Source organism: Pseudomonas sp. 05N432 (assembly GCF_056396945.1).
Genome location: NZ_JBFTMM010000016.1, coordinates 155659 through 180485, shown reverse-complemented (window position 1 = coordinate 180485; position 24827 = coordinate 155659). Strand labels below are relative to the sequence as shown.

Annotated in this window: 19 protein-coding genes; 12 read left to right on the top strand and 7 right to left on the bottom strand. The window is 59.3% G+C overall.

Annotated features, from left to right (window positions below):
* Window positions 1-68: 68 nt before the first annotated feature.
* Window positions 69-932, top strand: coding sequence for an NAD-dependent protein deacetylase (locus AC1DHT_RS18855; protein WP_427536991.1), 864 nt, complete (start codon window positions 69-71; stop codon window positions 930-932).
* Here the strand turns inward: AC1DHT_RS18855 and hcnC are convergent.
* Genes hcnC through hcnA form a run of 3 tightly spaced genes read right to left on the bottom strand, consistent with a single transcriptional unit; the run spans window position 910 to window position 3882 of the window.
* On the bottom strand, window positions 910-2169 hold the full coding sequence (gene hcnC / locus AC1DHT_RS18850) for a cyanide-forming glycine dehydrogenase subunit HcnC (RefSeq protein ID WP_427536993.1): 1260 nt from the start codon (window positions 2167-2169) through the stop codon (window positions 910-912). The genes AC1DHT_RS18855 and hcnC overlap by 23 nt on opposite strands.
* Entirely contained in the window at window positions 2162-3571 is a 1410-nt protein-coding gene (gene hcnB / locus AC1DHT_RS18845; RefSeq protein ID WP_477761428.1) for a cyanide-forming glycine dehydrogenase subunit HcnB, read from the bottom strand. The genes hcnC and hcnB overlap by 8 nt, the downstream gene beginning before the upstream one ends.
* The gene (hcnA, locus tag AC1DHT_RS18840; protein WP_427536997.1) at window positions 3568-3882 is read right to left on the bottom strand and encodes a cyanide-forming glycine dehydrogenase subunit HcnA; all 315 of its coding nucleotides are present in this window, start codon (window positions 3880-3882) and stop codon (window positions 3568-3570) included. The genes hcnB and hcnA overlap by 4 nt, the downstream gene beginning before the upstream one ends.
* A gap of 319 nt (window positions 3883-4201) precedes the next feature.
* Between hcnA and AC1DHT_RS18835 the strand changes: the two genes are divergently transcribed.
* From AC1DHT_RS18835 to pncA, 3 genes are all read left to right on the top strand, one after another.
* Window positions 4202-4885: a response regulator transcription factor gene (locus AC1DHT_RS18835; RefSeq protein ID WP_427533877.1), complete on the top strand. Its 684-nt coding sequence runs from the start codon at window positions 4202-4204 to the stop codon at window positions 4883-4885.
* A complete protein-coding gene (locus tag AC1DHT_RS18830; protein WP_427536999.1) occupies window positions 4863-6257 on the top strand; it encodes a sensor histidine kinase in 1395 nt (464 codons plus the stop codon). Before AC1DHT_RS18835 ends, AC1DHT_RS18830 begins: the two co-directional genes overlap by 23 nt.
* Before the next feature lie 217 nt (window positions 6258-6474).
* Window positions 6475-7113, top strand: coding sequence for a bifunctional nicotinamidase/pyrazinamidase (gene pncA, locus AC1DHT_RS18825; RefSeq protein ID WP_427537001.1), 639 nt, complete (start codon window positions 6475-6477; stop codon window positions 7111-7113).
* Window positions 7114-7340: 227 nt separating this feature from the next.
* Here the strand turns inward: pncA and AC1DHT_RS18820 are convergent, their stop codons facing one another.
* Together AC1DHT_RS18820 and AC1DHT_RS18815 are read right to left on the bottom strand one after the other, a co-directional pair.
* On the bottom strand, window positions 7341-8642 hold the full coding sequence (locus AC1DHT_RS18820; protein WP_427537003.1) for an ATP-binding protein: 1302 nt from the start codon (window positions 8640-8642) through the stop codon (window positions 7341-7343).
* A 2-nt stretch (window positions 8643-8644) separates the two neighbouring features.
* Window positions 8645-9346, bottom strand: coding sequence for a response regulator (locus AC1DHT_RS18815; RefSeq protein WP_054597698.1), 702 nt, complete (start codon window positions 9344-9346; stop codon window positions 8645-8647).
* 294 nt (window positions 9347-9640) lie between these two features.
* Here AC1DHT_RS18815 and AC1DHT_RS18810 point away from each other — a divergent pair, with 294 nt between their 5' ends.
* From AC1DHT_RS18810 to AC1DHT_RS18795, 4 genes are all read left to right on the top strand, one after another.
* The gene (locus AC1DHT_RS18810; protein ID WP_427537005.1) at window positions 9641-10798 is read left to right on the top strand and encodes an efflux RND transporter periplasmic adaptor subunit; all 1158 of its coding nucleotides are present in this window, start codon (window positions 9641-9643) and stop codon (window positions 10796-10798) included.
* A gap of 16 nt (window positions 10799-10814) precedes the next feature.
* Complete coding sequence (locus tag AC1DHT_RS18805) at window positions 10815-13931, top strand: multidrug efflux RND transporter permease subunit (RefSeq protein WP_427537007.1); 3117 nt, start codon at window positions 10815-10817, stop codon at window positions 13929-13931.
* A 174-nt stretch (window positions 13932-14105) separates the two neighbouring features.
* A complete protein-coding gene (locus AC1DHT_RS18800; RefSeq protein ID WP_427537009.1) occupies window positions 14106-14747 on the top strand; it encodes a DUF1345 domain-containing protein in 642 nt (213 codons plus the stop codon).
* 230 nt (window positions 14748-14977) lie between these two features.
* Window positions 14978-15430, top strand: a complete 453-nt coding sequence (locus tag AC1DHT_RS18795) for a hypothetical protein (RefSeq protein WP_427537011.1) — start codon at window positions 14978-14980, stop codon at window positions 15428-15430.
* Window positions 15431-15502: 72 nt separating this feature from the next.
* On the opposite strand, the gene AC1DHT_RS18790 is transcribed toward AC1DHT_RS18795, so the two are convergent.
* Window positions 15503-17824: an autotransporter outer membrane beta-barrel domain-containing protein gene (locus tag AC1DHT_RS18790; RefSeq protein WP_427537013.1), complete on the bottom strand. Its 2322-nt coding sequence runs from the start codon at window positions 17822-17824 to the stop codon at window positions 15503-15505.
* Window positions 17825-18018: 194 nt separating this feature from the next.
* Window positions 18019-20067: a hypothetical protein gene (locus tag AC1DHT_RS18785; RefSeq protein WP_442114576.1), complete on the bottom strand. Its 2049-nt coding sequence runs from the start codon at window positions 20065-20067 to the stop codon at window positions 18019-18021.
* A gap of 349 nt (window positions 20068-20416) precedes the next feature.
* Here AC1DHT_RS18785 and AC1DHT_RS18780 point away from each other — a divergent pair, with 349 nt between their 5' ends.
* The 4 genes from AC1DHT_RS18780 (at window position 20417) to AC1DHT_RS18765 (ending at window position 24808) form a co-directional block, all read left to right on the top strand.
* Window positions 20417-21442 (top strand): LacI family DNA-binding transcriptional regulator, encoded by a 1026-nt coding sequence (locus AC1DHT_RS18780; protein WP_427537017.1) that lies wholly within the window; start codon window positions 20417-20419, stop codon window positions 21440-21442.
* A 163-nt stretch (window positions 21443-21605) separates the two neighbouring features.
* Window positions 21606-22388 carry a sugar phosphate isomerase/epimerase family protein gene (locus tag AC1DHT_RS18775; protein ID WP_427537019.1) on the top strand — a complete coding sequence of 261 codons (783 nt, stop codon included), beginning with the start codon at window positions 21606-21608 and terminating at the stop codon, window positions 22386-22388.
* Window positions 22381-23439 (top strand): sugar kinase, encoded by a 1059-nt coding sequence (locus AC1DHT_RS18770; RefSeq protein ID WP_427537021.1) that lies wholly within the window; start codon window positions 22381-22383, stop codon window positions 23437-23439. The genes AC1DHT_RS18775 and AC1DHT_RS18770 overlap by 8 nt, the downstream gene beginning before the upstream one ends.
* Before the next feature lie 70 nt (window positions 23440-23509).
* Window positions 23510-24808 carry an MFS transporter gene (locus AC1DHT_RS18765; protein WP_427537023.1) on the top strand — a complete coding sequence of 433 codons (1299 nt, stop codon included), beginning with the start codon at window positions 23510-23512 and terminating at the stop codon, window positions 24806-24808.
* Window positions 24809-24827 lie beyond the last annotated feature (19 nt).

The following is a 24827-nucleotide window of genomic DNA, read 5'->3' as shown; positions in this document are numbered from 1 at the left end:
CCGCGCAGTAGACCGGATAACAACTATCCTGCATCGTGTTGTGAAACCCGGCAACCGGAGCACTGACCATGTTCGAAAGCCCCATTCGCGAACAGATCGACCACCTTCAGAACCTGATGGTCGAGCAGCCGTTGCTGGTGCTCACGGGGGCCGGTATCAGCACGGCGTCGGGCATTCCCGATTACCGCGACACCGATGGGGTGCGGCGCGGTCGGCAACCGATGATGTATCAGGAGTTCCTGAAAGCACCCGAATCGCGCCAGCGTTACTGGGCACGGGCGATGCTCGGCTGGCCACGGGTTCGGCAAGCGCGGCCGAATACCGCCCACGAAGCCTTGGCCACATTGCAAGCGCAGCGGCGGATTGCCGGGCTGATCACCCAGAATGTCGACACCTTGCACGATCAGGCTGGCAGCCCGGACGTGATCGAGTTGCATGGCAGCTTGCACCGGGTGTTGTGCCTCGATTGCGGCCAACGCAGTGACCGGGACTCGATCCAGCGCCTCATGGAAGCGCAAAACCCCTATCTGGCGGGTGTCGATGCGGTACAGGCACCCGATGGTGACACCCTGCTCGACCCGGCCTTCGAGTCGCACTTTCAAGTCCCCCGTTGCCCAAACTGCGAGGGTGAGCGAATGAAACCGGATGTGGTGTTTTTCGGTGAAAACGTCGCGCACGCCACCGCCGCCAAAGCCATGGCCGCTGCCGAGCAGGCTGCGGGTTTGCTGGTAGTGGGGTCATCGCTGATGGCGTTTTCGGCGTTTCGCCTGTGTCGGGTGATCGCCGACCGCGGCAAACCGTTGATCGCCATCAACCTGGGCAAGACTCGCGCCGATGAGTTGCTGGACATGAAAATCGAGGCGTCCTGCGAACAGCTATTGCCGCTGCTCGCAGAACGCCTGAGCCAATTCAGGCCATTTCTGCCTGCTTGACCGCTACCGCTTTTTTCACCTCAAACCGGTCCGCCAGGAACGGTGTGATGTCCAGCGGCAACGCTTCGTTGTTCACCAGTTTGTCGAGCAACACGCCGGTGATCGCCGACGTCAGGATGCCAGTGCGGAAATGCCCGCAGGCATTGAGATAGCCTTGAACCCCTTTCATCGGCCCCAGAATCGGCAGCTCATCCGGTGAGCCCGGCCGCAACCCTGCCCAGCAGCGCTTGAGATTGATGTGTTCAAGCTCTGGGATACAGCGGATCGCGCCTTGCACCAGCCCATAAATTTCCGGGTAGGTGGTGGTCACGTCGAAGCCTTTGTCTTCGGTGGTACTACCGATCAGAATCTCGCCGTTGTCCTTCTGCGCCAGGTAGCAATCACTGGTGGTCAGGCAACCACGCAAGATCTTTGGCATGCGCTCGGTCAGCAAGATCTGGCCCTTGACCGGATTCACCGGAATACGGATGCCCGTAGCTTGCTGGCTGAGCTCCGCGGCCCAGGCACCCGCAGCGTTGATCAAGGTATCGCAACGGAACTCGCCGGCCTCGGCAGTCTGCACACCAACAACCCGCGAACCCTGGCGCAACACCTCAGTGACGTTGGTGTTGAAATACAGGTCGACGCCATTCTGCCGGGCGCCTTCGGTGTAGGCGTCCGCCAGGCGGAACGGGCTGACCTGATGGTCGCAGAGAAACTCCAGCGCCCCGCGCGCTTCATGGCTGACGCTCGGCTCGGCCTCGCGTAGTGCGGCCTGGTCGAGCCAGCGCACCTGATCGGCCAGGTGTGGAATGCAGGCGACGATGTGCTCGGCGTACAAGCGGTCCTCATCGTCGTAGATCACGAACTTCAGCCCGGTTTTTTCGAACTTGAAATCCATGCCGTGCTTTTCCTGCAACTCGCGGTGCAGGTCCGGGTACAGCGCATTCGATTGCAGGGCAAAGTCAAAGAACGAATCCGGCAGGATATGCGGCGTGCTGGAGTCGACCGCCACCGCCGCGCCCTGAGCTTCGCGCTTACGATTGGCCGACATCATGCGAAAGAAGATCACCCCGCAGCCCAGCCCCACCGACTCGCCAATCGCCCACAGGCCGCCGGCCGACGCACGGGTCGCGTTGCCAGGGCGCTTGGCGTCGATCAGCGCGACTCTCAGATTCTTGCGTTTCGACAGTTGATAGGCGCAAGAAGCCCCGATCACACCGCCACCGGCAATCACCACATCGTAGAACTTACTCATGATTCAACGCATCCGTGCCGAGGTTCTGGAAAGCCGAAAAAGGGATCGGCTCGATGGGAAAACGCGGGCGCAACCAGCCTACATCCTGGCGCCCGGTGGCTTCGCGCAAGCGGTCGCTGCAATAACCGACACACATCCGCCCCTGACAATCACCCATGCTCACCCGCGTGCGCATTTTCAGGCTGGCCATGTCTTGAACGCCTTGGGACAGCGCCCGATCGATGTCTGCACGGGTGGCGTTTTCACAGCGGCAGATCAGCGTATCGGCAGCCGGCAACGCGGTCTGTCCGGCACCGCGTTCGGTGTAGCGATCCACCGCCGCGCGAAAGCGCACGATGGACTTGAGTTTCGCCAGATAGCGCTCACGCAAGTGCAGCGCCTTTTCGCTGCTCAGCACATCGCGCTGCACAAGGATCGACAACGCAGCGATTCGACCGCTGAGCATCGCTGCCTCACCACCGCGAATCCCGCCCATGTCACCGGCCAGGTGAATGTGCGGCTCGCTGCTTTGCTGCCAGATATTGGCTGTGGCGCGCAGATAACCGTCATCGCTGAAGCCATGTTCCAGGCCCATTTGCTGACTGAGCTGAGTCCGCGGAATAAAGCCGTAGCCCACCGCCAGGGTCTGCGCCGGCACCTGCTCGGCGCGACTCAGGTCTGGCTGCCAGTTGCTGGAATACGGTGCGACGGTCACGCTGCGCAACTCGCCCTCGCCTTGCGCCTCGACCACACCCCAACCGTAGCGCATCGCGATTCGGTGCAGTTTCAGATAAGCGAGCATGCTCAGCCCATCGAGGAACAGCTGCGGTTTGTTCAGCAGGGCCAGGCTTTCCTTGGCGATCTTGCCGAACGCGCAGGCCTCGAACACACCGGCAACCGTCACCCCGCTGGCATGCAATTGACAGGCAACCAGCGGCAACAACGGACCGGTGCCGGCGATCACCACCGGGCTTTGCGGCTTGACCACGCCACTCTTGATTTGCAGTTGCAGACCGCCCAGCAGTATCACGCCCGGCAACGTCCAGCCGGGAAACGGCACGCTGCGCTCATGGCATCCGGCGGCGAGCAACAATTGCGGGTAGGTGATTTCCTGCACGCGTTCGTCAGCGTCCAGCATGACCAACGCCCGAGTCCATTCGGCACCGACAACCCGCGTGTTCAAACACACATCGATCAGCGCACAACGGTCCATAAAGTCGCCATGCAGTTTGGCCAGGGACTCGGCGTAACGCGGCCCCAGATAGTCCAGCTGTACGCCGTCGCGCAACGGCCCGCGAAACACCACCCCGCCCAGCCGCGAAGCTTCTTCGAGCAAGGTGCAGTGCACGCCGTGTCTGGCCAGTTCAATGGCCGCCGCCATACCCGCCGGGCCACCGCCGACGATTACCGGATGCAGGCTCATAGTGCCTCCTGCTCGGCAATGCGGTTGACCGCCGTTTCAACCTGCATGCCCGGCTGCACCAGCGTCTGACAGGCGCGGCGCTTGTGTCGACCGTTGATTTTCACCAGACAGCATTGGCACACGCCCATACCGCAATAGGCCCCGCTGATCTGATCGTGATCGTTACGTGCGACCTGACGCACACCGAGGGATTGAATGACCGTCAACACAGTTTCGCCTATCGCGGCGCTGACCGGCTGGCCATTGAGTTCGATGGTCATATCTGCCCGCACAAGCGGCTGGATATCAAAGGTACGGTATAGGCGTTGCATGGCATGTTTCATCCGTGAAAAGTCATTAAGGGAGTCAGTCAGCATCACGTTGCAGGGGTGCAATGACGCGACATCGCTGCGCCAAGACAATGTAGCTGACGGTGCTACAAGGCCCTGAAACCTTTACGTTACGTGATATGCCAAAGCAAAATATTGATCCAGGCCAGTGAACCGTGCCGCGCCTCCTTCTGTCACACGCGACGAAAAGTCGTGTCTGTCTGGAGACGATTTACCTTGTATGAAAGTTTTTTTAGAACCCTTGCCGACATTTCTTGGCACACTGCCACCCGTGTATTTCACTTATTCTCAGGCAAGCCCCATGACCCGAATCCTGACCATTGAAGACGACGCCGTCACTGCACGGGAGATCGTTGCCGAGCTGAGCAGCCATGGCCTGCAGGTGGACTGGGTCGCTAATGGTCGAGAAGGCTTGGCGCGGGCAGTCAGCGGTGACTACGACCTGATCACCCTTGACCGCATGCTGCCGGAGCTCGATGGCCTGGCGATTGTCACTACCTTGCGAACCATGGGCGTGTCGACGCCGATTCTGATGATCAGCGCCCTGTCCGACGTCGATGAGCGTGTTCGCGGCTTGCGCGCCGGCGGCGACGATTACCTGACCAAACCCTTTGCCACCGACGAAATGGCCGCCCGCGTCGAAGTCCTGCTACGCCGCCAGAACACCGTCAAGGACTATACAACGACGCTGCGCGTGGCTGACCTGGAGCTCAACCTGATCAGCCGCGAAGCCAGCCGCGGCGGACAGGTGCTGAGCCTGCTGCCGACCGAATACAAACTGCTGGAGTTCCTGTTGCGCAATACCGGGCAGATCCTCACGCGGATGATGATTTTCGAAGAGGTCTGGGGTTATCACTTCGACCCCGGCACCAACCTGATCGATGTGCACATCGGACGTCTGCGCAAAAAAATCGACCTACCGGGCCAACTACCGCTGATACGGACTGTGCGAGGCTCGGGCTATGTCATTGCTGAACCCGTCTAAAGGCTGGCGCTCCTCCAGCAGCCGCTTGCTGGCGCTCTACAGTGCGCTGTTCGTGGTCTGGAGCTGTCTGCTCATGGGGGTGATGTATTACGAGGTTTCCAGCTACCTGGAGAACCTTGCCAAACATTCGCTGATGCAACGCCAGCACCTGTTTTCACGCTTCCACGGTGATCAGCTGGATGAGGCGCTGATTGCCAGCATCACCTTCGACCAGCGCGGTATCGACGCCTACGGGCTGTTCGACGAACAGCATCGGCCTCTGCACGGGCTGATTCGCAAGATCCCCGCCAGCCTGCCACTGGACGGCAAGATTCATTCACTGGGCGACTGCGCCGATCCGGATGACGCCAGCCTGCCATCCGACAGTTGCGACGCGGTGGTGACCCACACACTGGATGGCCGCTGGCTGGTCCTGGTGCGTGACAACGGTTCGTTGTTTGCGGTCACACGGATCATCCTGCATGCACTGTTCTGGGGAGTCTCGCTGACCATCATCCCCGGCATCGCCGGTTGGCACTTGTTGCGTCGTCGGCCGTTGCGGCGAATTCGCGCCTTGCAGGCGAGCGCCGAAGCCATCGTCGCCGGCAACCTCAACCACCGTTTGCCGCTGTCCAGCCGCCGCGATGAGCTGGACATGCTCGCAGCCATCGTCAACGCCATGCTCGAACGCATCGAGCGCCTGGTGAACGAGGTCAAGGGGGTTTGTGACAACATCGCCCACGACCTGCGCACCCCGCTCACCCGGCTACGCGCGCAGCTTTACCGCATTCAACAGCAAGCCGTCGAAGGTTCCGCCGAGGCGTTGCAACTGGATCAGGTGATTGCCGAGACCGACACCCTGATGGCGCGCTTTCGCGGGCTGCTGCGGATTTCCGAACTGGAGGATCAACAGCGGCGTTCGGGCTTTGTGGTGTTCGATCCGTTGCCATTGCTGCAGGAACTGTACGATTTTTACCTGCCGCTGGCCGAAGAAGGTCAACTGAATTTAAACCTGCAAACACCGCAGACCTTGCCGGCGCTGACCGGCGACCGGGCGTTGTTGTTTGAAGCTCTGTCGAACTTGCTGAGCAACTCGATCAAATTCACCCCGGCGGGCGGTCAGGTGATTGTGCGGGCAGTCGACGATGCTGGCAGCACACGTATTGAAGTACTCGACTCCGGCCCCGGCATCCCGGCGGACAAACGCACGGCGGTGTTTCAACGGTTCTATCGCGTCGACGACAACGCCAAGAACGGTGGCTTCGGCCTCGGCTTATCGATTGTCGCGGCCATCGTGAACCTGCACGGGTTCACCCTGGACGTCGGCAGCAGCGAACTCGGCGGCGCCCGCCTGACACTCGATTGCCGCCAGCGTTTACTGCCCGCCGACTAGTAGCAGCTGCCGAGCCCGCGAGGCTGCGTTCGGCTGCGAAGCGGCCGTAAATCCTGCCTCCACGGTGAACCTGATAAAACGTGGTGCCTGATTTTACGACTGCTGCGCAGCCGAACGCAGGCTGCGCCAGCTGCTACGAGGGGGACGCTGTTCAGCGTTTGAAGAGTCTGAACCTGACGCTATGCTTGCGTTTCCACTTCCAGGGAGGTAACCGGCCATGACGTCCACATCTGCTCAAACACACTGCGCCCTATTGGTCATTGATGTACAAAACGACTTCACTCCCGGTGGCCGCCTGGCGGTCCCCGAGGGCGACCGGATCATTCCCTTGATCAATCGCCTTGCCGGTCAGTTCACCCAGGTGATCATCGCCCAGGACTGGCATCCGGCCGGGCACGCCTCGTTCGCGTCCAGCCATCCCGGACGCCAACCCTATGACGTGATTGAACTGCCTTACGGCGCCCAGACCCTGTGGCCCGAGCACTGTGTGCAAGCCACCCACGGCGCCGAACTGCACGCCGAACTGAACCTGCCTCACGCCCAGTTGATCATCCGCAAAGGCTGTAACCCGGACATCGACAGTTATTCGGCGTTTCTGGAGGCGGATCGCACCACCCCCACCGGCTTGGCCGGATACCTGCGGGAACGCGGAATCGATACGGTGTTCATGGTCGGACTTGCGCTGGATTTCTGCGTGATGTTCTCGGCGCTGGACGCCCGCGCAGCCGGGTTCAATGCCACGGTGGTGCTGGACGCCTGCCGGGCGATCGACCTGAATGGCTCGCTGGCCTCGGCCATGGAACGGATGGACCGGGCTGGGGTGGGGTTGATCACGGCTGCCGAAGTCATACTTTGATCGTTACCTGCCGAACCCCGTAGCAGCTGTCGAGCCCGCGAGGCTGCGTTCGAGGACGAAGTCCTCGCAAATCCTCTGCACTTGGTTTTCCTGGGAGAACGCGTTGCCTGACTTTACGACTGCTTCGCAGCCGAACGCAGCCTCGCGGGCTCGGCAGCTGCTACGGATCGCGTGACGGCTTCATGCCAAGCTCCGTTACGGCAACAACGATCATCGGTGGCGCGAGATCAAACCGGGGTCGGCAGCCACAACCGGAACCGAGCCCCGCCCAACGGTGAGGTTTCGGCCGTCAGTGTGCCGGCCTGGGCTTCCAGGGCTCGGCGGCTGATCGCCAGCCCCAGGCCAAACCCGCCCGTGGCGCGGTCGCGGCTGCGGTCCAGGCGATAGAACGGTTCGAAGATCCGCTCGCGTTCGTCTTCTGGAATGCCGATGCCGTCATCGTCGACCCAGATTTCACAACCTTTGGGGCAAACCTGCACGCCGATCTGAATGCGTTTTTCGCAGTAGCGCATGGCGTTGCGCAGCAGGTTCTGGATGGCTCGGGCGGTCAGGCGCGGGTCGAGGCTGAAGCGTTCGAGCTGGCCGTGCAGCAAGACGTCGATGACGATGTCCGGCGACTCCAGTTCTTCATCGACACTGCCCAGAATACTGTCGATAAACTCATCCAGCGACACGTCCACCTGCTCCGGCACCCGTGCCGGATTCTGCAGACGGCTGTAGGAGAGCAATTCCAGCACCAGCTCGTCCAGTTCGCGAATGTGTGCAACCAGGCCCTGCAAACGTTCGCGGCTGGCGGCCGGCAAGTCGTCGGACAAGGCCAGTGCCAGGCCAAAGTCCAGTCGGGTCAGCGGCGTGCGCAATTCGTGGGACACCGCATTGAGCAAATCACGCTGCTGGTTCAGGAGGTTTTCGATATCGCCGGCCATGGTGTCGAAAACGTTGGCCAGGCTGCCAATGTTAGAACTCGGCGGGATCTGTGTGCGCTCGCTCAAGTGGCCCTTGCCAAAGCGCTCGGCAGTATTTTTCAGGCGTTCCAGATCGCGCCAGTGCGGCCGCAGCCAGATCAACAGGCACGCCAGCAACGCGCCGCCGATCAGTACGTTGATGCTCCAGTACAACAAATTGACGTCCAGCGGATCCGGTGGCACCACCAGTTTCACCGACAGTTGCTGATCCAGCGGCGAGACCGCCAGCGTGCGCCAGCCCCAGTCGCCCATGCGGATGACGTTTTCACCGCGCTCCAGACGCTCACGTTCGTAGGGTGTGAAATCCGCGTCGTCATTGCGCACCAGTGCCACATGCAATGGGCTGAAGTCCTGGTCCAACTGCGCGGCCAGATGGGTCCATTGCTCGGTCGGCACTCCGTGAAACTGTTTAGTGATCAGCTTCTGCAAGCCTCGGGAGTGATCAAGGTTGTAATTCACGAATCGCTCGTGAAACACCTTGATCACCAGATCCGGGATGAAATAAATCGCCGCGCTGAAAGTGACGATGGTGATCAGGTAGAGACGGATCAGAATGCGCAGCATGTTCAGCATTCCCACTCGGAGCGACTGAACAGATAACCCTTGCCCCACACAGTCTTGATCTTGCGCGCTTCGCCGGCATGGTCGTCGAACTTGCGCCGCAGCTTGGAAATCGCCACGTCCACCGAGCGGTCGGTGCCGTTGAATTCGATGCCGCGCAGGCGTTGCAGGATCTGGTCGCGACTGAGCACTTCGCCGGCGTGGCGAGCCAGCACCACCAACAGGTTGTATTCGCCGCTGGACAGTTCGACCAGTTGCTCGCGCCAGGTCACGGTGCGCTCCGACAGATCGATGCAGAGGTTGCCCATGAGGATTCGGTCGCTGGCGGTCTGCGGCTCGTTCAGGCTGCTGCGCCGCAGCAAGGTACGCACCCGCGCCAGCAATACCCGTGGCTCGCACGGCTTGGTGACGTAATCGTCGGCGCCCATCTCCAGGCCCAGCACCTGGTCATGACTGTCGTCGCGGGCGGTCAGCATCAGAATCGGCAGAGCCGCCGAATCGGCGCGCAGCAAGCGACAGACCTGCAGACCGTCGAGGCCCGGCAGCATCAGGTCGAGGATCACCAGATCCGGCGGATCGACCCGCGCCCGTTCGCGCACATGGTCGCCACGGCTGATCACGCTGACCTGATAGCCATTGCGTTCAAGGTAGCTGGCAATCAATTCAGAGAGTGCGGAATCGTCTTCGACCAGGAGGATGTTGGGCATGGGTGTTTCCAGAAAGTGCGGTGGCGTCCGATAAACCGCCATCGCGAGCAGGCTCGCTCTCACAGGGATTTGATGTGAACACATATGTTGTGAACATCCCTGATCAACTGTGGGAGCGAGCCTGCTCGCGATAGCAATCGACCAAGCGCAATAGAAATCAAGCGTCCAAGGATATACGCCCTCACGCACCCGTGAGTAAAACCCTTACACAATTTCACACAGCACCTACAAAGCTTCACCGCTACGCTCGTCCCCTCCCCGTAGGATGCTGGGGGTCATTATTGGGGTATTTACATGTCAAAGAACCTGTTTGCGAAGCTCGGCCTGATTGCCTTGGCAATGACGCTGAGTGCGTGCGACAAGTCCTCCACTGCCGAAGAAACAGCGCCGCTGGCCACGGTCCGGATCGAAACCATCGAAGCCCGGCCACTGTCGATCAGCAGCGAACTGAGTGGGCGGATCGCCGCGCCGCGAATCGCCGAAGTCCGCGCCCGGGTGGCCGGAGTAGTCCTGCAACGGACCTTCCGCGAAGGCAGCGACGTCAAACAGGGCGATGTGCTGTTTCGCATCGATCCGGCACCGTTCAAGGCTGATCTGGACAGCGCCCAGGCGGCGCTGCGCAAAGCCGAGGCCAATGCCTATCAGGCGCGCTTGCAAGAGCAGCGTTACGCGCAGTTGATCGAAGGCAACGCCATCAGCGGCCAGGATTACGACAACGCCCGCGCCGCCGTCCGGCAGACCGCCGCCGATGTCGCGGCCAATCAGGCCGCTGTGCAACGGGCGAAACTGAACCTCGGTTACGCCACCGTCACCGCACCGATTTCCGGGCGGGTTGGCCGTGCACTGGTCACCGAAGGCGCGCTGGTCGGGCAGAACGAAAGCACGCCATTGGCACTGATCCAGCAGCTGGACCCGATCCACGCCGACCTGACCCAGTCGACCCGCGAACTCAACGAGTTGCGCCGGGCGTTTCGTGCCGGGCAGATGCAGCAGGTCGGCCAGGATCAGGCCAAAGCCACGCTGATTCAGGATGACGGCAGTCTCTACCCATTGCCCGGCAAGCTGCTGTTCGCCGACATCAGTGTCGACCCGGGCACTGGCCAGATCATTCTGCGCAGCGAGTTCCCCAACCCGGACCTCGATTTGCTGCCAGGCAGTTTCATCCGCGTGCGCCTGGAGCAAGCGGTGAATCAGCAAGGCATCAGCGTGCCGCAACGGGCGGTCCTGCGTGACAGCGCCGGTATTGCTCAGGTGCTGTTGCTCGATGCCGACGCCCGTGTCAGCCAGCAACCGGTGCAGCTGGGCCAGGTGCAGAAGGATCGCTGGATCGTCACCGGCGGCCTCAAGCCCGGCGACCGCATTGTCATCGAAGGCCTGCAGCACGCCCGTCCCGGCGAAAAAGTAGAAATCGACGACACCCCTCTTCCCCTTGCCCAGGTCACCGGGCAGTAGGCAGGACGCAGACTTTATGCCGCAATTCTTTATCGACCGCCCGGTGTTCGCCTGGGTGGTCGCGCTGTTTATCCTGTTGGCCGGCGCGCTGGCCATCCCGCAGCTGCCCGTCGCGCAGTACCCTAACGTTGCCCCGCCGAAAGTCGAGATCTACGCGGTGTACCCGGGCGCCTCGGCGCAAACCATCGACGAAAGCGTGGTCAGCCTGATCGAGGGCGAGCTCAACGGCGCCGATCACCTGCTGTATTTCGAATCCCAGAGCAGCCTTGGCACCGCGACCATCACCGCCACTTTCCAGCCCGGCACCGATCCGGAAATGGCTCAGGTCGATGTGCAAAACCGGCTCAAGGTGATCGAGTCACGCCTGCCACAAGCGGTGACCCAACAAGGTTTGCAGGTCGAGAAAGTATCGGCCGGCTTCCTGCTGCTGATCACCCTGACCTCCAGTGACGGCAAGCTCAATGACGTGGCGCTCAGCGACTATCTGGCGCGCAACGTGATGAACGAGATCAAACGCCTGGACGGCGTCGGCAAGGCTCAGCTGTATGGCGCCGAGCGGGCCATGCGGATCTGGATCGACCCGCAGAAACTGATCGGTTTCAACCTGACCCCGGCCGACGTCAACGCGGCGATTGTCGCGCAGAACGCCCAGGTCTCGGCCGGCAGCATCGGCGACTTGCCGGCTCGCACCACCCAGGAAATCACCGCGACGGTGCTGGTGAAAGGTCAGTTGTCGACCCCCGAAGAGTTCGCCGACATTGTGCTGCGGGCCAATCCCGACGGTTCCACGGTGCGCGTGGGTGATGTGGCGCGGGTCGAAATCGGCAGCCAGGAATACCAGTTCTCGACCCGCCTCAACGGCAAGCCGTCGACAGCGGTCAGCGTGCAGCTGTCGCCCGGCGCCAACGCCTTGAGCACCGCAACGCTGGTGCGCGAGAAGATGGACGAGCTGGCGCGCTACTTCCCGGCCGGTGTGGAATACAAGATTCCGTACGACACCTCGCCGTTCGTCAAAGTCTCGATCACCAAAGTGGTTTACACCCTCGGCGAGGCGATGCTGCTGGTGTTCGCGGTGATGTTCCTGTTCCTGCAGAACATCCGTTACACGCTGATCCCGACGTTGGTGGTGCCCGTGGCATTGATGGGCACTTTTGCGACCATGATGGCGCTGGGTTTCTCGATCAACGTACTGACCATGTTCGGCATGGTGCTGGCGATCGGCATTCTGGTCGATGACGCCATCGTCGTGGTCGAGAACGTCGAGCGGATCATGGTCAACGAAGGTCTGTCGCCCAAAGAAGCAACGCGCAAAGCCATGAGCCAGATCACCGGGGCGATCATCGGTATTACCCTGGTGCTGGTGGCGGTGTTTATCCCGATGGCGTTCATGCCGGGCTCGGTCGGGGTGATCTACCAGCAGTTCTCGCTGTCGATGGCCACATCGATTCTGTTTTCGGCGTTCCTCGCCCTGACACTCACCCCGGCACTCTGCGCCACGCTGCTGAAACCGATCGCCAAAGGTGAACATCATGCCAAGGGTGGTTTCTTCGGCTGGTTCAACCAGCGCTTCGAGCAGATGACCGAGGGTTATCAGCGCTGGGTGGTCTACGCCCTGAAACGCAGTGGTCGTTATCTGCTGGTCTACGGCGTGCTGTTGATCGGCCTGGTGTATTGCTTCAGCCGCCTGCCCTCGTCCTTCCTGCCGGTCGAAGACCAGGGCTACACCATCACCGACATTCAACTGCCACCGGGCGCCAGCAAAAACCGTACGGTGCAGGTGGTCGAGCAGATCGAAGCGCACAACGCCACTGAACCCGGTGTCGGCGACAGCACGGTGATTCTCGGCTTCAGCTTCTCCGGCAGCGGCCAGAACGCAGCCCTGGCGTTTACCACGCTGAAGGATTGGTCGGAGCGCGGCAGCGATGACTCGGCGGCCTCGATTGCCAATCGCGCCAACGGTGCCTTGAGTCAGATCAAGGATGCCGTGGCTTTCTCGATACTGCCGCCTCCGGTTGACGGCCTCGGTACGTCGAGCGGTTTCGAGTTTCGCCTGCAAGACCGCGGTGGCCTGGGTCATGCGGCGCTGATGCAAGCGCGCAGTGCCTTGCTGGCGGCTGCCGAGAAAAGCCCGATCCTGATGAACGTGCGCGAAAGTGCCCTGGCGGAAGCGCCGCAAGTGCAACTGATCGTGGACCGCAAACAGGCCAATGCCTTGGGCGTTTCCTTCGCCGATGTCGGCAATGTGCTGTCCACCGCCGTCGGCTCGGCGTATATCAACGACTTCCCGAATCAGGGGCGAATGCAGCGGGTGGTGGTTCAGGCTGAAGGCGATCAACGCAGTCAGGTTGATGACTTGCTGAAGATCCACGTGCGCAACAATGCCGACAAAATGGTGCCGCTGTCGGCGTTCGTCCAGGCCACATGGACTCAGGGCCCGGCACAGTTGACACGCTACAACGGTTACCCGGCGATCAGCATTTCCGGTGAACCGGCACCCGGTCACAGCACCGGCGAAGCCATGGCGGAAATCGAGCGCCTGGTCGCCCAAGGCCCGGCGGGGTTGGGTCAGGAGTGGACCGGGTTGTCGTTGCAAGAGCGCTTGTCCGGCAGCCAGGCACCGATGCTGCTTGGCTTGTCGTTGCTGATCGTGTTCCTGTGTCTGGCGGCGCTGTACGAGAGCTGGTCGATTCCGACTTCGGTGCTGCTGGTGGTGCCGCTGGGGGTACTCGGCGCAGTGCTGGCGGTGACCTTGCGCGGGATGCCCAACGACGTGTTCTTCAAGGTCGGGCTGATCACCATCATCGGGCTGTCGGCGAAAAACGCGATCCTGATCATCGAGTTCGCCAAGAGCCTGTACGACGAAGGCCATGACCTGATCGACGCCACGGTGCAAGCCGCACGCTTGCGTCTGCGGCCAATCATCATGACCTCGCTGGCGTTCATCCTTGGCGTGGTACCGCTGGCGATTGCCACCGGCGCCAGCTCGGCGAGCCAGCAAGCGATCGGCACGGGGGTGATCGGCGGGATGATCACCGCGACCATGGCGGTGGTGTTTGTGCCGGTGTTTTTTGTGGTGGTGATGAGGTTGGTGCGCAAGCGACATAAGAACATCCAGGCGACAACACCAACCTAATGTGGGAGCGAGCCTGCTCGCGATAGCGGCGTAAAAGCCAACATGGATGTTGGATGTCACGGCCTCATCGCGAGCAGGCTCGCTCCCACAGGGGTTATCGTCCGCCTGTTGACTGTGGTCACAACAGACCGTGCTGGGCTAAGGTGTTGCAAAGCCCTGACGTATCGAGCCTCCATGCCACACCTCCTGCGCACCCACCCTCGCCTGACCGCCGCCGCCCTGCTGGGGGTAGCGGTCAGCCTCCTGGTTCCGGCCAATTCCGTCACCAGCAAGATTCTGATCGGCTGGAATGCCGGCGTCTGGACCTACCTGATGCTGATGTTCTGGCTGACCATCCGCTCACGGGCCGATGATGTAAAACGCATCGCCGAAGTCGAAGATGAAAACGCCGGCATGGTGCTGTTCATCGTCTGTATCGCGGCGATTGCCAGCCTCGCCACCATCACCCTGGAACTGGTCGGCAGCAAGGACCTGGAGACCAGCCGACGGCTATTGCACTACGGCTTCACCGGGATGACGGTAATCGGTTCGTGGTTGTTGGTCGGGGTGATCTTCAGCGTGCATTATGCCCGGCTGTTCTACACTTGGGATGGCCAGGAGCCCGCGCTGCGTTTTGCCGAAGGCTTGAAAAACCCCAACTATTGGGACTTCCTGTATTTCTCGTTCACCATCGGCGTGGCCGTGCAAACCGCCGATGTCGGGGTGGCCACACGCAGTTTGCGCAAGATCGTGCTGGCCCAGTCACTGATCGGTTTTCTGTTCAACACGGCCATCCTTGGCTTTTCGATCAATATCGCTGCGGGGTTGTTCAGTTGATGAAAACCGGGGGAAGTCATAATGACTTTCAACTAGCGGTTATAGGCTTTTGAAATAACACTTCATACGCATAAAACCTCTTGATAACAACCCACACAAAACACCCACTGTAAACTGGTATATCTGACAGTTTACAGAATGACGCTACTGAGCTCTGATGAGTTAATCCATGAGTTAGCGATGGTTACCTATTTGTGGATTCTTTGTTAATTGCCAGGGAGAAAGCGATCATGAGCGTAGCCGCAAAAAAAACCAGCACAGAAGATTACTTCGACGTCACGCTGGAGAATGCCCCCACATTCAAGTCCAGCGTGACAGCACTGCGCAGCAGCACAAGCCCGAACCGGGGTGAAACCTGGGTGGTAGAAGCCACTGAAAAAGACAGCGATGAAAAGCGCTTGAGGGTGTTTCTGATCGTGTTCTCCAAGACACTTTCAGACGGGAGTCATCAAGTTGGTGAAGACAAACCGGGCTTCGTCACCATTGAACTCGTTGATTATACAGACCCACAAAATCCTACCAGTAGGTTAGCAACATCAGGGAATACAAACTTCCAACTCGATGTCGCAAAGAGCACATTCTCAGGCGACTTTAACGTGCAGATCGAAGTGAAAGGCGTCAGTACTCTCTCCATCACGGCTGATGGAAAATTCGATACTTTGTTAACCAGCGCAAACCGCTGAGCACAAAAAAGCCCTGTCTCGATAGAGACAGGGCTTTACGATAGGGACGGCGATAAATAAATACCCGCCCTATTAGAACTTGACCTGAAAGCCCACCGTCCCGCCAATCGGCATTTCGATGCTCTTGCCTTTCATGTACTCGACCTCGGCGTGTGCACTCCAGCGATCCGACAGTTTCATGGCAACCCCCGTTCCCACTTCAAAGCGCGAACCGGAGAGATTACGGCTGAACGCATTATCGTTGACCTTGAACTCATCGCTTTTGGAAAACTCGTGGGCCAGCGCCGCCCGGACATAAGGCTTCAGCGTGCCACCGCTGGCCATCGGCATGTCACGACCTGCGGTCAGCCCGGCCTTACCCACGAATGACCAGGTCCGGTCGCCCTTGGCTTGCATGCCGTTCTCAAGTTCATAATCCTGGCCCTGAATGTATGCGGTCGACCAGCGAGTGAAGGGCTCGATGAAATAGCCAGACTTGAGTTTGATGTTACGGCCGAACTCCACGGAGCCGCTCACCCCGGTGTTGCCATAATCACCCTTGGCCTTCGTACCATCACTCATCGCAACGTCCGCCTTGTTCTCGAAGCGGTTCAGCTTAAGGGTGCTATCGACGTAATACCCGAGTTCACTCAACCAGGTCAGGTAGCTGCCCAGGGAGTAGCTGTCGACAGTGCCGGAACTGCCGTGGTTCAAAGAGAGGTTCGACTGGCTATAACCGGCCATCACCCCCAGCAACCACTGACCGTCGCCCAACGGCGTATCGACACCCAACGCGAAGCCTTGCTGCGTTTGCCGATAACTATCGCCGAATGCCCCACCGACGTTGTACTTGCTGCCAAAAGCGCGGCTCCAGGCCCCCGACTTGCCGGGGTTGAAGCGCACTTCGCCCATGCGTGTACGCAACAAGGCTTCTTCGCCATACAAAACGGTGCGTGGCGCGCCAAACAAGGCACTGACGACCTGAGTGGAAGGACTGACGCTACGCTTGCTCGGATCGAGGAACCAATCGTTGCCCGAGGCACTTTTACTCAAGCCATAGGAATAGGTCCCCAGATCGACCTCATTGTTGGCATTGGCCAGCGAAAATCGCGCATCGCCACCTTGTTGTGTGCGCACCACGGTGATCGGCTCACCACTGGCCGGATCGACACCGCTGCTGGTGATCAGCAGTCGATGATCGCCGGTAGCGGTGCCCATGACCTTCAACAGATCGGTCTCACCCGTAGTGAAGTGGGTGCGCATGATAAACAGGCCGCGGCCCGACAGATTGGTGACATCCAGTTGTTTGTAGTCATTGCCATTATCGGCACCAAACCTGACAGTGCCCTCGGTGTGCAGGTCGCCGACCTGGCTGTTGCCGGTCATGGCCCATTCGGATTGATGATCGATGCCGAGCGTGGCGACGTTCTCCAGGCGCCCGGTCAACAGCGAACCTTGCTGCAACTGCACATTAGCGGTGCTGCCCGCCTCGGCGATCACATCACCCGTCAGCGAGGCCTGGTTGAAGTTCAGGTTGGCGGTGCTGTTACCGGCCACCTGAACATTGCCTTCCAGTGCACTGCTGCCAACATTCATGTTGACCGACGCCGCTCCCGCCACTTCAAGAATAGTGCCGTTGCCGCCCTTGAGGGTCGAACCGTTAATGACATGAATGTCAGTAATGGTGTTCGTTGCCCCGGCATTGTCCACAACGATCGCAGAACCGGTTTTGCCTTCCGCGCTTGAATTGTCCAGCACCAGTTGGCTGCCTTCGCCCGGGACTTCAACCTTGACCGTCACACCGTTATGGCCACCGATGATGTGAGTACTGTTGCTGGCTGAAGCGGAACCGCTGAAAAGACTCAGCCCGGTACTCGTAGCCCCGGCTCCTTCAACCGTCGAGTTCGAAAGCGTGAGCGTGCTGAAGGCGGTGACTCGCGCCCCGAGTGTCTGCCCGATAATGCGGCTACCCGTGACCGTGGCGGTAGAGCCTGTAGGAGTGCCTTGCTCGTGTGCGACTTGCAGGCCTGTATTGACGCTGGAGACAGTGCTGTCGGTAATGGTCGCGGTGCTGTTGACCAGCTCCACGCCCCCCCGACCGCCATTACCGTTTACCGAAGCTTTGTCCAGGTTTACGTGAGAACCGTCCTCAGCAGAAATTTGCCGGGTGACTCCCCCGTTGACATTGACAGTCGATTGCAAGGCGTTGATGTCAAGCGCCTCGGTACCCTTGATGACGTTCAATACCGAGTTACTTGCCAGCGACCACGCTTGCGCACCCTCTGACGGAATGACGGTCCAGCTCTCGTCCACCAGATCCCGAGCATCAGCCTCGAAGGCTACAAGCGAAATCATGGCCAGCGAAGGCGCACCCAATGCAATGGCAATGGGCCTCAAATTGAACCGATACTTCATGAAATATCCACCTGATATATTTTCAAATCCTACGATTGAATGATGTCGGCGGGAGAGCCCACCGCAAGAGGAGGCAGAGACTACGGATACAATCGCCAATCGTATGTAGGAATAATCTTTTTCCTATATGGAATTCGTCTTACTCATTTTGAAAAAAAGGGCGGATGTATCCGCCCCCAAAGGTATTGATTCAATCAGCGGCGACGATTGGGAGTCCCTTCGCAATAGTTCTCATCAGAGAGCAGCGTTACCTTCTTCCGGTTCCTGTCAGAAGGTACCGGTTCGCCAGCCACAGGCACTTCGAACCAGACGGTGAGAGAACCGGATGGCAGTCCGGATGCTTGCGTTGGTTGAATGGGCTTGATGTATTTCAAGTACGGAATATTGATCACAAACTCTCCACCCGGTTCACTGCCTTGAATCTGGTACGGCATCTTAAACTCGGTTCCTGGTATTACGTCTGTCCCATCCAGTTCTTTTGCACCATAAGAATGAACAGTAACAATAGTACCTGCTGGCATATAAGCGGAAATGATTTTAACCGTCACAGGCAGCCAAATATCCGAGGTACCTTCATTACCGTCAAAACTCAGGCAATTGACATCACCTTTAGCATTGAGCGGGAATGTAGGTTGAAGGAACGTAATACGTTCTTTTTCGACTTCAACCTCTTGCGGCTCCGACGACATCGTATTTCGGCCATCGACATACTGAATGTCCCACGACGCGTTGTGAAATCCAGGACCGACACTTTCAATGATTGAAGCGGGAATTTGCCGCTTGATTTCAGTCTCCCCACCCCTCAGTAAGATAGGTCCTATCTTGTGCCCTGCGTAGATTAAAAAGCACTGTTCATTCGCCTCTGGCTCCCAAGTGTCACCCGTTGCTCTCATCGGGGTACTGATCCAGACGGGGCCTTTCAGATCTTCTGCCGTGATTTTGTTGGGGGTCAGGGAATCCCCCATAACGGTCACTTTGGCCATTTGTTTGCTGACCAGATCTGGAAGTTCATCACCCTTATCCGGTCCGGCAGTAACGAAGTCAATGATAGCGTGGGTATCCATTGAAGTACGTGGAGGAGCACCGCGACGTATGAACTCGTAATACGCCCTCACCTCTACTTCGATATCAGAAGTACCAAACAAGGGTTTAAGGTGTTCGTGGTAGTACAGTTCGAACTGTAGCCGCGACTGGCCACCCAAATCCTGTTCACCGACAAAGATCGGGATCCCCCCCGTCATGGGCGCAAGATAGAGTTTGATTATATCGGTATTCAGGCCATTATCCGGGCGCGGCACCTCGGCATAGACACGCCCCGCGAGGTCTTTCAGGTCAAGTGCATCCGGTTTGATTGCAGTCGGAATCTCGACGGGTTTAAGCACGGCATCAGGCTGGATTCTTACCGTGATTGTACGTTCAAGAGAAACCAGACTGAAATTCCCAACAAGGTCTTTCAATCGGTAGAACAGATACCACGTGCCATTAGTCAGAGGAACGGGAATGTCTGCTACCGGAAATCGTACCTGGCCGCTAGGAGGCAATGGAATCTTGATGACTTCCTTCGGAGGTGCTGTTTGTGAATAGGTATCATCGAACCAGACTTCGACTTCATCATCCTGTCTATAATAGCTAAAGGCCGTTGAAATATTACATTCGACGTGAGTGTTGCGAAGTAACCAGTCGCTGTCCAGGTCCTTGCCGGGCGCAGGGTTTGTAAACGTGGCCCTTACAGGGTTGCTTACGACACCTGTTTGCTTGTTCTTATAGGGTTGGAATCTGTCAACCTTTATCGATAGATACTGCGGGGTCGTTGGGTTTAGAGTGTCCCCGTTTATAACTCTGATGCCTATTTCCCAATCCGTGGCCGACTTACTGGCATCGTCGTCCAGCAACTCACTGGAAAGAAATTTGACCTCTAACGGCCATTTACGATCAGCAATTGGCCCAAGATTGCCAGTGCCCACAGTCTTCGTCGTACCCGTACGCGGGTTACGCAAGCGAATTTGATAGGAGTCGGCAGTATGGGGTGTAGTAGAGTCATATGACTCCAGCTGGACAAGAATATCCGTCAGATCGAACAATGCTTTCGGTACATGATTTTCGAGCAGCAGACCATCCATAAGCGTCTTGCCTGCGAGCGTACCGGGATCATCCAATCTTAAAAACCGAAGTTCATCTCGAGATTTTTCCGCCAGTTCCCGTTTACCAAGGCTCAACAGGCCCAGATTTTCTTTAGCCGTCATTTCATGTACTCCATCACTGATTAGCTAATTTTTTGCGCTCAAGCCAATTCATGCCCAAGAACACATTACCGTTGCCCCGCTATTTCATTGCCGGCGCAATACCGAAGCGGGTCTCCACGTTCGCAAGACTTCTGGAGTCGTGACTCACCAAGCGTTGTTCAAAATTAAACGCCCTATCCCCGACACCGGCTACTGTCAGATCTGACAGGTCTAACGACCGTCTGTCGGTATAATCCGACTTTTCCTACAATTTCCTTCGTCGATGAGCTTGACGTTCACGTGCGCCTGGTGTCTTCTGAAACCGGTTTCAGCGCCAGCCACAACAACTCAAACAACAAGGCTTCATACCGTGACTACTTTTTCCGCCGCCCAGCGCGGTCGCGTCACCATGCTCGATGTTGCCGAACACGCCAGGGTCTCGAAGGCCAGCGTGTCGCGCTTTATTGGCGAAGACCGGGCCTTGCTGTCCGAGGCCACTGCCAAACGCATCGAGCAAGCGATCAGTGAACTTGGCTATCGCCCGAACCAGATGGCGCGTGGTTTGAAGCGTGGGCGTACCCGTCTGATCGGCATGCTGGTGGCCGATATCCGCAACCCCTATTCGATTGCCGTGATGCATGGCGTGGAAACCGCCTGCCGTCAGCACGGCTACAGCCTGGTGGTGTGCAACACCGACCGCGACGATGAACAGGAACGCCAGCATCTGGCGGCACTGCGCTCGTACAACATCGAAGGCTTGATCGTGAACACCCTTGGCCATCACCTGGATGAGCTGCGCGAGTTGCACCGTGAACTGCCGATGGTGCTGGTGGATCGCAAGGTCGATCTGCTGGACAGCGACCTGGTCGGGCTGGACAACCCGGCGGCGGTCGAGATGGCCCTGGATCATCTTGAAGCACGCGGCTATCGCGACATTGTGTTGGTCAGCGAACCCTACGACGGCACCAGTTCACGGATTGAGCGGGTCAACAGTTTCAAGGCGCAGCTCGAGCAGCGCACGCGGCTGAGCGGTGCGGTGGTTGAGACCGGCAACGAGCTGAGCGCACGGCTTAAATCCTTCCTGGCCACACCCGGCCCCGGTCCGAAAGCGCTGTTTTGCGCCAACGGTATTGCCGCGTTGGCCGGCACCCATGCCTTGCGCGAGTTGGGTTGCAGGTTGTTTGAAGACATCGGCTTGATCGCCCTCGACGACCTCGACTGGTACCCGCTGGTGGGCAACGGTATTACCGCCCTCGCCCAGCCAACGGCAGAGATTGGTGCGAGCGCATTCGAATGTTTGCTCAAGCGCTTGCGCGGTGATGACGGGCCGGCGCGAACGCTGGATTTTGCGGCGCGGTTGATTGAGCGTGGGTCGACGCGACTGAACCTGGCGTGATGCTTCTGGCCCCATCGCGAGCAGGCTCGCTCCCACAAGAGCACCACCGCGATTCCATGTGGGAACGAGCCTGCTCGCGATGGGGCCCTCAAGATCCCCCCATAAATCAACGATCAGCTATTTTTTTGAACAAAAATGAAACCGGTTTCAGAGGTGCAAAACAATGAATGAATCACCCGTTTCCATCAGCCTTTCCAGCTACGGCGCCGAACTGGTACGCCAGCGTGGGCAGTTGGGTTTTGTCGAGTTGCTGGCCGCTGCCGGCGCTGATCGCATAGAGCTGCGTGAAGAACTGCTCACCGATGAAGTGCCGTCGCAAGTGGCTGCGGCCATCGAATACCACGGCTTGGGTTGCGTGTTTTCTTCACCGCTGGAACTGTGGCTGACAGGACAGGAGCAGCCCCATCCAGAATTGCCGGAAACCTTAAGGCGAGCCCGGGCATTTGGCGCCAAGTGGCTGAAGGTCTCGCTGGGGCACTTCACCGACACTCACTCCCTGTCGGCGCTGGCTTCCTGCCTGTCCCAGAGTCCGGTGCAGTTGCTGGTGGAAAACGACCAGACCTTGCAGGGCGGACGCATCGAGCCGTTCCAACGGTTTTTCAGCGCAATTGAAGCGCATGTGCTGCCAGTACAGATGACCTTCGATATCGGCAACTGGCAATGGCAGGACCAATCCGCCGCCAGCGCCGCGTGCCTGCTGGGCCGGCATGTCGGCTATGTGCATTGCAAAGCGGTCCACCGCCGTGCCGACGGCAAACGGGTCGCCATACCGCCCTCGCCCGGTGATTTGCAGGAATGGGAACAGCACCTGCAGCACATGCCCCAAGGGGTGATGCGGGCGGTGGAATATCCGCTGCAAGGTACAGACCTGGTGCAACTGACCGCCGAGCATGTCGCCACCCTCGCCCGCCTGGGTCAAGCACGGCTGGAGAGCGCTCATGTCTGAGATCGATATTCTGTCGTTTGGCGAAACCATGGCGATGTTTGTCGCCGAACAGAGCGGTGATCTGGCCGACGTTGCGCAGTTCCACAAACGCATCGCCGGTGCCGACAGCAATGTCGCGATCGGTCTGTCGCGACTGGGGTTCAAAGTGTCCTGGCTGAGCCGGGTCGGTGCGGATTCGCTGGGCCGGTTTGTAGTCGACACCCTGGAGCAGGAAGGTCTGGATTGCCGTTTCGTCGAGACCGACCCCGCGCACCCAACCGGTTTCCAGCTCAAGTCGCGTGCCGACGATGGCCGCGATCCTAGCGTCGAATACTTCCGCCGGGGTTCGGCGGCCAGTCTGCTGTCCGTGCAGTCGATCGTGCCTGAGCTGCTTGAAGCCCGGCATCTTCACGCCACCGGCATTGTGCCGGCGCTGTCCGGGTCGGCGCGCCAGATGTCCTTCGAATTGATGACGCGCATGCGCGAAGCCGGGCGCAGCGTCTCGTTCGACCCGAACCTGCGCCCGACACTGTGGGGCAGCGAACAGCAGATGATCGGCGAAATCAATCGCCTCGCCGCCTTGGCCCATTGGGTGTTGCCGGGCTTGAACGAGGGACGCTTGCTCACAGGTTTCGAGGCCCCGGCCGACATTGCGGCGTTTTATCTGGATCAGGGCGCCGAGGCGGTGGTGATCAAACTCGGCCCTGACGGCGCCTATTACCGTACCCGACATGATCAGGGTTTCGTACCGGGTGTGCCCGTGACCAACGTGGTGGACACGGTGGGTGCCGGCGATGGTTTTGCGGTCGGGATGATCAGCGCCTTGCTGGAGAATTTCAGCCTCCCCGATGCCGTGCGGCGGGCCAACTGGATTGGCAGCCGTGCGGTACAGAGCCGGGGGGATATGGAGGGTTTGCCTACTCGCGTTCAGTTATCCGCCGAGTTCGAGGCCGCCAATCGCGAGCAGGCTCGCTCCCACACTGGACCGCATGCACACACAGATTCTGTGAACACCACCGACCTACTGTGGGAAGAGCCGGGCGACGTTCGTCCGCTCGCGATGAGGCCCTGACTGTCACCGCATTACCTGAACCAGAACCGTTACCTGCTGCGACAAAAACAACAAGCTCAGGAGCACTGCCATGCAAACGCTGAACCTCGCCACCCGCCGCTGGTGGTACATCATGCCGATGGTGTTTATCACCTACAGCCTGGCGTATCTGGACCGCGCCAACTACGGTTTTGCCGCCGCCTCCGGGATGGCCGCCGACCTGATGATCACACCGGGGCTGTCCTCGCTGCTCGGTGCGCTGTTCTTTCTCGGGTACTTTTTCTTCCAGGTGCCGGGGGCGATCTACGCGCAAAAACACAGCGTGAAGAAACTGATCTTCGTCAGCCTGATCCTCTGGGGTGGCCTGGCCACATTGACCGGGATTGTCTCCAACGCCTACATGCTGGTTGCCATTCGCTTCCTGCTGGGCGTGGTCGAAGCAGCAGTGATGCCAGCGATGCTGGTTTACCTGTGCCACTGGTTCACCCGCGCCGAACGCTCGCGAGCCAATACCTTTCTGATCCTCGGCAACCCGGTGACCATGCTCTGGATGTCGGTGGTGTCGGGGTATCTGGTGCAGCATTTCAGCTGGCGCTGGATGTTTATCATCGAAGGGTTGCCGGCGGTGCTCTGGGCATTTATCTGGTGGCGCCTGGCCGATGATCGGCCTGCCGACGCCAAGTGGCTGAGCAACGAGCAGAAGCAAGACCTGCAAAGCGCGCTGGTCGCTGAACAGGTCGGAATCAAAGCGGTGAAGAATTACGCCGAAGCATTCCGCTCCCCCAAAGTGATCATCCTGGCCTTGCAGTTTTTCTGCTGGAGCATCGGTGTTTACGGGTTTGTGCTGTGGTTGCCGTCGATCCTCAAACACGGTGCGCAGATGAACATGATCGAAGCCGGCTGGCTGTCGGCGCTGCCGTATCTGGCGGCGGTGATTGCGATGCTCGGGGTGTCCTGGGGCTCGGACCGGATTCAGCGGCGCAAACGGTTTGTCTGGCCGCCGTTGTTGATCGCCTCGATCGCGTTTTACGCCTCCTATGCACTCGGCGCCGAGCACTTCTGGTGGTCTTACGCGCTGCTGGTGATTGCCGGCGCCTGCATGTACGCCCCGTATGGGCCGTTTTTTGCCATCGTCCCGGAGATCCTGCCGGTCAACGTCGCCGGCGGTGCCATGGCGCTGATCAACAGCATGGGCGCCCTCGGCTCGTTTGGCGGGTCATATCTGGTCGGCTATTTGAACAGCGCCACCGGCTCGCCCGGCGCCTCTTACCTGTTGATGAGCGCAGCCTTGATGCTCTCGGTGATCCTGACGATTTTCCTCAAGCCCGGTGCCAGCGACCGGGCCCAACCCTCGCGTGCGACGGCCCGGCCCGTAGCGGCACATTCCTGAATTGAACAAGAGACTGATC